This is a genomic window from Protofrankia symbiont of Coriaria myrtifolia, assembly GCF_900634755.1.
Lineage (GTDB): Bacteria > Actinomycetota > Actinomycetes > Frankiales > Frankiaceae > Protofrankia > Protofrankia coriariae.
Genome location: NZ_CAAAFS010000320.1, coordinates 1 through 9,685 on the forward strand (window position 1 = coordinate 1; position 9,685 = coordinate 9,685).

General features: G+C 70.4%; 8 protein-coding genes. All 8 read right to left on the bottom strand.

All coding sequences use genetic code 11. The features are described from left to right. Window positions 1–186 precede the first annotated feature (186 nt). A complete protein-coding gene (gene cobA, locus CM1CMNOD_RS18790) occupies window positions 187–2,217 on the bottom strand; it encodes a uroporphyrinogen-III C-methyltransferase (protein WP_013875165.1) in 2,031 nt (676 codons plus the stop codon). 427 nt (window positions 2,218–2,644) lie between these two features. Beyond that, window positions 2,645–3,316: a phosphoadenylyl-sulfate reductase gene (locus tag CM1CMNOD_RS18795; RefSeq protein WP_013875166.1), complete on the bottom strand. Its 672-nt coding sequence runs from the start codon at window positions 3,314–3,316 to the stop codon at window positions 2,645–2,647. A gap of 206 nt (window positions 3,317–3,522) precedes the next feature. Next, entirely contained in the window at window positions 3,523–3,738 is a 216-nt protein-coding gene (locus CM1CMNOD_RS18800; protein WP_013875167.1) for a hypothetical protein, read from the bottom strand. After that, entirely contained in the window at window positions 3,738–5,582 is a 1,845-nt protein-coding gene (locus CM1CMNOD_RS18805) for a nitrite/sulfite reductase (protein WP_013875168.1), read from the bottom strand. The genes CM1CMNOD_RS18800 and CM1CMNOD_RS18805 overlap by 1 nt, the downstream gene beginning before the upstream one ends. A gap of 86 nt (window positions 5,583–5,668) precedes the next feature. Next, entirely contained in the window at window positions 5,669–5,824 is a 156-nt protein-coding gene (locus CM1CMNOD_RS21965; RefSeq protein ID WP_013875169.1) for a putative leader peptide, read from the bottom strand. 417 nt (window positions 5,825–6,241) lie between these two features. Further along, on the bottom strand, window positions 6,242–6,673 hold the full coding sequence (locus tag CM1CMNOD_RS18810; protein ID WP_047221534.1) for a response regulator transcription factor: 432 nt from the start codon (window positions 6,671–6,673) through the stop codon (window positions 6,242–6,244). 1,422 nt (window positions 6,674–8,095) lie between these two features. After that, window positions 8,096–8,980 carry a menaquinone biosynthetic enzyme MqnA/MqnD family protein gene (locus CM1CMNOD_RS18820; protein ID WP_431307100.1) on the bottom strand — a complete coding sequence of 295 codons (885 nt, stop codon included), beginning with the start codon at window positions 8,978–8,980 and terminating at the stop codon, window positions 8,096–8,098. Window positions 8,981–9,258: 278 nt separating this feature from the next. Next, on the bottom strand, window positions 9,259–9,685 hold a 427-nt coding region (locus CM1CMNOD_RS23350), incomplete at its 5' end, for a hypothetical protein (protein WP_242625466.1).

A 9,685-nucleotide genomic window follows, 5' to 3' on the forward strand; every position in this document is an offset into this window, starting at 1 on the left:
CACCCCGAACGAGCTCACGCCCCGACCAGACCCCCGAACACCGATCAGCCGACCACCCGTCTCGTCTCACCCCACCGCACCCTGCCCCGTCCCGATCAGGACAATCCTCAAACAGGACAAAGAGGGTCGAAACGGCTGCCGCAGCGACCGTTTGATCCCTCGTTCGCATGGTCCGGCAGTATTCGATCATCTGTTTTTGATTGATTTCGGGACGGATCCGCGTTGGCTGGCTGACGCTTCAGCCGAGCGGGCCCTGGTGACGGCGTCGGCGACCGCCGCGGCCAGGGGATGGATGCCGGGTTCGGTCGCCACCGCGTCCACCCGGACGCCGGCGTGCCGGCAGGCCTCGACGGTGCGCCGCCCTATCGCGGCCACCATGATCCCATCCGGTAGGGAGCCGTACAGCGCGACGGTCGCGCGGACAGCGGTCGACGACGCGAACGCCACCGCGTGCAGATCGCCGTGCCGGATCTCCTCGACGATCCGCGGATCGGGTTCGGCGTCGACATCGGTCAGGAGGCTGATCCGACGCACTGTTTCCGCTCCGGCGGGCGGCGACGCGGACGCGCACACCACCACCCGGACGCTGCCACTCACCACCCCGGAGCCGAGTGGCAGCCGGCGCCTGTCCCGCCCGCGGGAAGGCTCCGTGCTCCGCACATCAGCGGACTCCGTGCTCCGCGCACCGACAGAGCCCGTGCCCCGCACGTCAGCGGATGATCCCGCCCGCTGCGTGCCGGTGGGCTCCACGGTCCGTGGCTGTGCGCCGCGGGGGTCGGCTGGCTCCGAACTACCGGCGGGCCCCGCGTCACAGGCGCTGACGGGCGGCCGGACGCAGGCCAGCCCAAGGGCCTCCAACGCGACCTCCGCCTCGGCGTCGGCGGCCACCAGCACGAGCCCGGCAAGCGCCCGGATGTCGTGGCCCGCCCGGCGCAGCAGCGCGACCACCGCCGCGACCTCCGCGACGCCCGCCAGCACCAGCGCGTCCGCGTCGGTGAGCGCAGCCAGCAGCGGCGCCGGGTCGGCCACCGGCCCGGGACGCGAGACCGTGCTCTCCACGGCGTCCGCGCCGAGCGCGCGCAACCGGGTGGCCAACAGCCCGGGACGCGGTCTCGTCCGCGGGACGAGAACCCGGACTCCCGCCAGCGGACGGCCGGCACCGGCGTCCACAGCCGGCGAGCCGGCGGCGAATCCACGCGAATCATCACAACTGTCCGTTGTGGCGTAAATGTTGGGATTGCGGAGGCTGGCAGTGTCACCGTCGGGGCTGTCGGTGTCACCGGGGCCGGCTCCATTCCAGAAGCGCGGTCTCACCGTCGCCCGGTCCGGCCGGTTGTTGGCGTCGCTGGGGCCCGCACCGTTGCCACCGGTGCCGGTGCCGGTGCCGGTGCCGGCGAGGCTGCCGTCGCCGTTGACAGCACGGGGACGGCAGCCGTGGTTGTCGCTGTCCGGAGGCGGGAGGATCCGGGGTACCGCGTCGTGACGGGCCGCGACGTCACCGATCACCACAACAGCTGGTGATCGCACACCCCGCGCAACCGCGTCGACCACGATCGTGTCGAGGGTGCCGCGCACGACCCGCTGCGCCGGCGTGGTGGCGCGTTCGATCACCGCGACAGGCGTGTCGGGTGACCGCCCGCCCTCGATGAGGGCCGCGGTGACGTCGGCGAGCCGGGCAACCCCCATCAGCACAACGATGGTCATCCGGGACGCGCCGAGTGCCGCCCAGTCGACGGTGGAGTCGGGATGCCCTGGCCGCAGATGACCGGAGACGACCGCGACATCCTGCGCGACGCCACGGTGGGTGACCGGAATACCTGCATAGGCGGGGGCCGCGAACGCCGAGGGCACTCCCGGGACAACGGTGCAGCGCACCCCGGCGAGCCGGCACGCTTCCGCCTCCTCGCCGCCACGGCCGAGCAGGAACGGGTCCCCGCCCTTGAGCCGGACGACCCTGCGGCCCGCGAGTGCCCGTTCGACCAGCAGCGCGTTGATGCCCTCCTGGGTGCGAGTAAGCGCGCCAGCGCTCTTGCCGCTGTAAACAATCTCCGCCTCGGGCCGGACGTATCCGAGAACGTCAGTGGACACCAGGCGATCGGTGACGACGACATCGGCCGCACCGAGCAGTTCCCGACCGCGGACAGTGAGCAACCCTGGATCACCAGGCCCTGCCCCGACCAGCCAGACCTCGCCGTGGGAGCGCTCCGGACCGTTCACGATCTCCTGCCCAGGCGGGTCAGCCCCCGGTAGGTCATCAACCTCACCGCCGCCGTACCCTCCCGTGGGCCAGGGCCGAGCGCTCCGACCTCCCGGCACCTCACCAGCCTCACCTCAGCCCCACCGCTGCCGCGCTGACCCTCGCTCATCCCTGCGACGCTACCGCCCACGCGCACCCCGCACCCCGGGCACGAACCCGGTCGGCCAGTAGGTGGAAACCGTTGCTACCACAGCGATTTTCACCTACGGCCGCGGAAGCCGTAGGTGAAAAAGGCTACCGTAGCGACGGTTTCCACCTACGACTCCCGCGGTAACGCGCCTCGCCAGGCCGGGGCGGGCAGTCGTCACCGACGGCTTCCGGAAAGGAGATCCGAGACAGCGGCGGAAAGAAGAAAGGCGAAGAGGAACAGGCAGAAGGCTCAGGGGCTCAGTGGATGCCGCATTCGGTTTTGGTTGAACCGACCCAGCGGCCGGCACGTCCCTGGCCGCGCTGGGTGCACGGCCAGCAGCCGACCGAGTCGTAACCGTCGGAGAGCAACGGGTTGACGATGATGCCGTGCTCGCGGACGTAACGCTCGACGTCCTCGTCCGTCCATGCCGCCAACGGATGGATCTTCACCTTGCCGCGGCGCTCGTCCCACCCCACGACCGGCAGGTTCCCGCGGCTGGCGCTCTCGGCCCGCCGTGAGCCCGCCGCCCAGGCCTGGTACGGCGCGAGTGCCCGGTCCAGGGGCACGACCTTGCGCATCCGGCAGCACTGGTCCGGGTCACGCTCGAACAGCCGCGGTCCGTACACGGCGTCCTGGCCGGCCACGGTGAGCTGCGGGGCCGCACTGATCAGCGGCAGGCCGTAGCGGTGCCGGACCGCGTCCCGGGTGCCGATCGTCTCGGCGAAATGGTAGCCGGTATCGATGAATATCACCGGGACGTCCGAGCGGATCCGGGAGAGCATGTCGACGAGCACCGCTTCGGCCATGGAGGCGGCGACGGCGAGCCCGGTACCGAACCACTCCACCGCCCAGCCCAGGATCTCCTCGGCCGGCGCGCCCGCCAGCTCGTCGCCGGCGTGTAGGGCCCGGGCCTTCAGTGCGGTGTCCATCAGTGTCCCTCCTTGCGTTGCCGCGACCGTTGCCGCGGCGGCTGCCGTTCTCCCTGTATGCCGAACAGGCCGCTGCCGGACCAGACAAGCGCGGGTCTGGGCAGGGGCCGGGCGGGACGGCACCGAACGGGTTCAGTGCCGGATGGGTTCCTGCCGGCGGGCCGCTGGGGTGTGGGGACCCACCCGTGGTTCAGCGCCGGATGGATTCAGTGCCCGACGGGTTCAGTGCCCGACGCGGCTGGCGTCACCGCGACCGCGAGCGCGGTCAGGCTCAGCCGGAACGCCCGTCGACAGCTACCGCACGACCACTGGCCGTGCCCGGATCCAGCGGAGGCTTCCCCGGCCTCGGCCGGCAGGTAGGGGACAAGGTCCTCCTCGCCGCAGTATGGGCAGTAGAACGGGACCGAATGCGCGCTGGCCATCAGCTGCCGCCACCGCGCTCGCCCGGCGTGCCCGCCGCCGAACCGGCCCCGCCGGCCGCGGTATCGCCGGCCTCGGTATCGCCAGGCGCACGGCCCCCGCCGGCTGTCCGGCCCCCATCGGAGACGCCGGCACCACCGGGGACGCCGGCTCGCACGGATGCGACGGAGAGCGCGGACTCGTCCACCCTTTCCACCCAGTCCGCGAAGGACTCGCCCGCACCGCGGTCCGCGGAGTAGGCGCGCAGCAGGCCGTCTACGTAGTCGACGACCCCGACGGAGGTGACCTTCAGCCCTCGGGACTTCCGACCGAGCCGCGACCGGGTGCCGAGATGACCACCGAGATGGATCTGGAACCCCTCGACGAGTTCCCCGGAGGCGTCCGGCACCAGGGAGCCCTTGAGCCCGATGTCGGCGACCTGGAAACGCGCGCAGGCGTTGGGGCAGCCGTTGACGTGGATGCCGATCGGTTCGTCGAAGTCCGGCAGGCGGCGCTCGAGCTCGTCGATCAGCGAACCGGCCTTCCCTTTGGTCTCGACGATGGCGAGCTTGCAGAACTGGATACCGGTACAGGCCATGGTGCCGCGCCGGAACACACTCGGCCGCACGACCAGGTCGAGCGCGGTGAGCTCGGCCTCCAGCTCGTCGACCCGGGCCGGGTCGACGTCGAGGATGACCAGCTTCTGCGTGGTCGTCGCTCGGATGCGGCCGGCGGCGAAACGGTCGGAGAGGTCGGCGACGGCGGCGAGCGTGGTACCGCTCAGCCGTCCGGCGCGGGGGGCGAAGCCGACCGCGAAGCGGCCGTCGCGCTGCTGGTGGACGCCGATGTGGTCACGTCCCTCGTTACGCGGCGGCGCCGGGGGTGGGCCGTCGGGCAGCGCCGTGGCCAGGTACTCCTTCTCCAGGGTGGCGCGGACCCACTCGGGCCCCATGTCGGCCACCAGGAACTTCAGCCGGGCCCGGGTGCGCATCCGCCGGTAGCCGTAGTCCCGGAACAGGCTGGCCACGGCGTGCCAGACCTCGGCGACCCGGTCGGGCGGCACGAAGGTGCCGAGCCTGACCCCCAGCTTCGGGTTGGTCGACAGGCCGCCGCCGACCCACAGGTCGTAGCCGGCACCGAACTCGGGGTGAACGACACCGACGAACGCGATGTCGTTGATCTCGTGCAGCGTGCAGTGGTCGGCGCAGCCGGAGATGGCGCTTTTGAACTTGCGCGGCAGGTTGCTCAGGGACTCGTCGCCCACGTAGCGCCGGACGGTCTCCTCGATCGCCGGGGTGGCGTCGATGACCTCGTCGCCGTCGACGCCGGCGAGCGGGCAGCCGAGAATGACGCGGGGGGTGTCACCGCATGCCTCGGCCGTCGTCAGCCCGGCGCCCTCGAGCGCCGCCCAGATCGCCGACACGTCCTCGATGCGGATCCAGTGGAGCTGGATGTTCTGCCGGTCGGTGACGTCGGCGACGTCCCGCCCGTAGCGGGTGGAGATCCCGGCGACGACGCGGAGCTGGTCGCTGGTCAGCCGGCCACCGTCGAGGCGGATGCGCTGCATGAAGAACGGCGCCTCGAGCTCCTCGGGCTCCAGGACGGCTGTCTTGCCGCCGTCGATACCCTCCCTGCGCTGGGTGTACAGCCCCCACCAGCGGAACCGCCCCCGAAGATCCTGGGGATCGATGCCGGCGAAGCCCGTGTACGGGTAACGGTTGAGGATCCGGTCCCGGACGGCCAGGCCGTCCTGGTCCTTCTTCATCCGCTCGTTGGGGTTGAGGGGCTCCAGGTGGCCAAGCGCCCACTGGCCCTGCCCCTTCGGACGGGACGGGCGCGCGGAACGGGAGCGTGCGGGGGTCGTCATCGAATCTCTCGCAACCGTGTGCGGGGTGCGCCGACAACATGCCGACAGCATGAGGTGGCGCGACGGAAAGGTCAGCGGCGGAAAGGTCAGATGTGACGCGGACAGACCGCGCTGGCGACCCTGAGCAGGTCGACATGCAGGCGCGCAACCAGTCCGAAGTCGACCAGGGTCGCGAAGTCCGCCGAGGTGTGGCCGACGGGCGTGAAGCCGTCCCACGGGAGGTCCGAACCAAAGTCCGTCATGCCTGAACCGGTCAGACGGAGATCCGGGCGTGCGGTCACGGGCCCATGCTTTCACATCGAGCGCCCGCAAGACAGCGAATGCACCCAGAATCAGGATAAAATTACGGAGCGTCCAAAATTTTGATGGATGCCGTTGGATGGATGCCGGCCGGTCGTCCGGGCCATCCGATTTCATTGTTCAGCAGACCGGTGGATAAACGGGTCAACGACAATAAACAGATCGACCGGTCGGACAGATCTCGACTGGTCACGGCGCCGCCGGCTCGGTGCGGGGCCGCAGCCTGGCACCATCGTCGCCTGACTGCCGTCGCCTGACTGCCGTCGTGCGCTCGGCGGACCGCCTCGCGCGAGCCGCGGCCGGTCGACGGTCCGGCGCGGGATCGGTCAGCCCGGTCGTGCCCTGGGCCGGCCGATGGTTCAGCTCTGGACCGGCCGGCTTGCGACGGTTCGGACGGGGGCACGTCCGCACACGTCCCGCAGGCGGTCAACCAGGCTGTCGATGGCGAGGCCCTTCTCGATCAGGGCGTGCGCGCCGAGCGTCGAAGCCTGTTCGCCCAGAGCCCGCTCGGAGAAACCGGTGAAGATGACGACCCGGGCCCGGGGCACCGTCCGGCGAATCACGGGTAACGCCGTGAGGCCGTCCATGACGGGCATGGCGACGTCCAGCAGGACGAGGTCGGGGTCGGTACGCGAAACGATCTCAATTGCCTCGGCCCCGTCCCTGGCCCGGCCGACGATCACGAAATCGGGCTCCATGTCCAACAGGAGACAAACGAGATCGCGTACGCCGTCGGCATCGTCGGCCACCACGACGCGGACGGCGTCCTGCACACCTGGCTCTCCGTCCATATCCGACGTTCTACGCTGTGCCGGTACCACCCGCCCATCGTCATTCAGGATGGTTTCCGGAGCTAGCCCCCCGGCGAATCCCCCAAAGGGAGGACAGCTACCGGCAAAGGGAGGACATCCACTGGCACCGGACACCCACAATCACACCTGTTCATAATCGCGAAACGATGCGGAACGACCGTGCGTGGATTGTCATCGATGTCCGGCCGGCGGCAACACCGATGACGGCTGCCGGTAACCTTCGGCCGCCCGAACCGGCGGATCCGATGTCGGTCGGCTCACCGGCCCGCACCCGGCCGCCCGGCCCACCCGCACCGGCGGGGCATCCGCGGCGCTCTACCCATTGGGGTCAATAGGGGTCCAAGGGGCCAGCGGGGGTCCACAAGGGCCATGGCCCGTACGGGCCGCGCGAGTTCCTGGTCCGGCATCCACAGCACCCTGCATATTGGCGGGCCGCATCCCGAGCCTGATCGGTGGGGCTGTGCCCCGGGCCCGCCTGGCGGGCTAACGTCCCGAGCCGGATCCGTTGGGGCCACGCCCTGTTTGAGCGCGCGCCAGGATCACCACCTTGATCCCGAGCCGGGTCCGTGGGGCCACGCCCTGAGCTGGGCCCGAGTCGGGCCGTGCCCCGGGTTCCGGTTCACCCGCGCCGACGGCACCTATATGATCATCCCCAGGGGTGGGCCGAGCGGCAGGCGCTGACCCAGCGTGACGGCGGCATCCGGCCGGGCGGCGTCCGCGGACCATCGCCGCACCGGAGCGTCGCCTGTGCCGGGCCACTGCGCCGGGCCACTGTTCCAGACCGCTGCGCCGGGCCGCCCGTACCGACGTGACATCCGCGCCGGTGTCACAGGCTGTAGGCAACCCACCGGACTCCGCGAACGTCCGGGTACGGTTGGCCACCGGATTCCACGCGTGGCCACCGAGGACCGCCGCCAGGGATGAGCCGGCAGCACGGCCGCCGGCACCGATGCCACCGATGCCACCGATGCCGCCGGTGCCACCGATGCCGCCGGTGCCGCCGGTGCCGCCGATGTCGGTGCCGACACGCGCGGACGCACGTCCATGCCGTTCGATCCAGACGGCCGCCCCCGTACCCCTCGTCCTCCTCATACGCGACCGTTGGCGCGCGGGGGCGCGCCGCCGAGAACAACGAAACCGACGAGCAACGGGCTTCGCCCCACAAACCGCGACGGTCAGATCCTCGACGGCGGGATCCGCCTCCTTCGGGAGACGGCACCAGAAACAACGGGTCGCGCCACCACCGGCAGCGGAATATATCGTTATGAACAAAATATCGTGTCACCGCAGGCGATGAGACACGTTATGACGGATGGCGACCGGTGCGGCGCCTTATCCCGTACCGGTTCGTACCGGCACCTGTTCGGCCGTTCGTATCCGCCCGTACCTGTCCGCCCGCACTTATCCGTTGGCGAACAGCACGTTCACGTCCGCCGGAACGGCGTCCCGTGCCGCCGCCCGCCGGGCGAAAGCCGTTATTCCCTCGAGCTGACGCTCCCCCAGGGAGAAATCCAGCGTGGTGAAGTACCGCGTCAGCGTCGCCACGTCGAAAACCTCCCAGCGCGCCGCGTGCCGGGCCACGGCGTCCACCTGGCGCAACGCGAGATCGAGGCTGCCCCGGAAGGCGTCGTGCACCTCCTTGACCACCCCCGGGCGGGCCTGGGCGAAGTCACGGCGCGCCGCCCACACCGCGAACACCATCGGCAGCCCCGACCAGTCCCGCCAGGCCGCGCCCAGGTCGACGACATGCAGCGGATGCGCCTCCCCGGCGCGCTCGGCGTCATAGGTGGCCCGCAGGGCCACGTCACCGATCAGCACAGCGGCATCAGCCTCACGCAGCATCAGAGGCAGATCAGGCGGCATGATCGTATAGGTCGGCCACAGCCCCAGCCGATCCTCCAGCAGCATCTGCGCGAGCAGCACACTCGTCCGCGACGTGGAACCCAGGGCCACCGATCGAATCCGGTCCACCGGCACGGCGCTGGCGAGCACCACCGACAGTACCGGGCCGTCGGAGCCAACCGCGAGGTCCGGCAGGACGACAAGTTCGTCGGCGTGCCGCAGATACTCGACCAGGCTGATCGGGCCTATGTCGAGATCGCCCGCCACCAGCGCCTCGTTGAGCCGGTCGGGGGTGTCCTTGGTCAGTTCGACGTCCAGTACCGCGCCGGAGTTCACCAGGCCCCAGTAGAGCGGGAGACAGTTGAGAAACTGGATGTGGCCGACCCGCGGCCGCCTGAAAGCGGACGCCGGCACGGACAGAACCGACACCGGCGCGACGGGCACAGGCGCGGCAGGCTGCGAGCTCTGAGTCGGCAGCGACGGCGGCACCGTGTGCCCGGCCTCCTGGCCGGGCACCTGCGTGACATCGCTGGTCACCTGCACGACATCGCTGGTTATTTTCGTGACGTCAACGGCCGCTTGCGTGACATCGCGCCGCTGCGTAACGTCACGCTGCGGTACAGAACTACACTTTTCGGTGATATCAGGCTGGGATGCGGCGTCGTGCTCCCGGGTGGCGTCACGCTTTCTCGCGGCGTCGTGCTCCCGGGATGGCTCGCCGCTCAACGCAGCCAACCGCGTCGTTGCTCGAGGGCATCGAGCACCGCCCGGCGCTGACGGATCGCCAGCGGATAGCTCACCAGCCCGCTGAGGACCACCGCGACGGCAAAACCAAGCAGCCAGTGCAGGCCCACGAGCAGCACGACCGTCAGCACAGCGGCGAAGATGACAGTCCGCAACGCGAAGTAACGGGCGTTGATGGCGAGCAGCCCCGGCCTGGACGGCAGCGGTCCAGCTGACGGTGATGACCCGGACGACGATGCCCTGTACGGTGACGGCGATCCGTACGGTGACGGTGACCCAGACGGCGACAGCCCGGCCGGCCGTTGGCGCGGGGCCCGCCCCCACCTGCCCGCCACTCGCTTTTGAAGATCCACAAATCCTCCCGCTCCCCGGCCTCCGGGCGGTTCCCGGTGGCCGGACATACAC

Excerpts from the sequence above, each read along its gene's own strand:
- CM1CMNOD_RS18800 (WP_013875167.1), bottom strand. The coding sequence starts at position 3,738 with ATGGCCAGCGCGCATTCGGTCCCGTTCTACTGCCCATACTGCGGCGAG.
- CM1CMNOD_RS18795 (WP_013875166.1), bottom strand. The coding sequence starts at position 3,316 with ATGGACACCGCACTGAAGGCCCGGGCCCTACACGCCGGCGACGAGCTG.
- CM1CMNOD_RS21965 (WP_013875169.1), bottom strand. The coding sequence starts at position 5,824 with ATGACGGACTTTGGTTCGGACCTCCCGTGGGACGGCTTCACGCCCGTC.
- CM1CMNOD_RS18805 (WP_013875168.1), bottom strand. The coding sequence starts at position 5,582 with ATGACGACCCCCGCACGCTCCCGTTCCGCGCGCCCGTCCCGTCCGAAG.
- CM1CMNOD_RS18810 (WP_047221534.1), bottom strand. The coding sequence starts at position 6,673 with ATGGACGGAGAGCCAGGTGTGCAGGACGCCGTCCGCGTCGTGGTGGCC.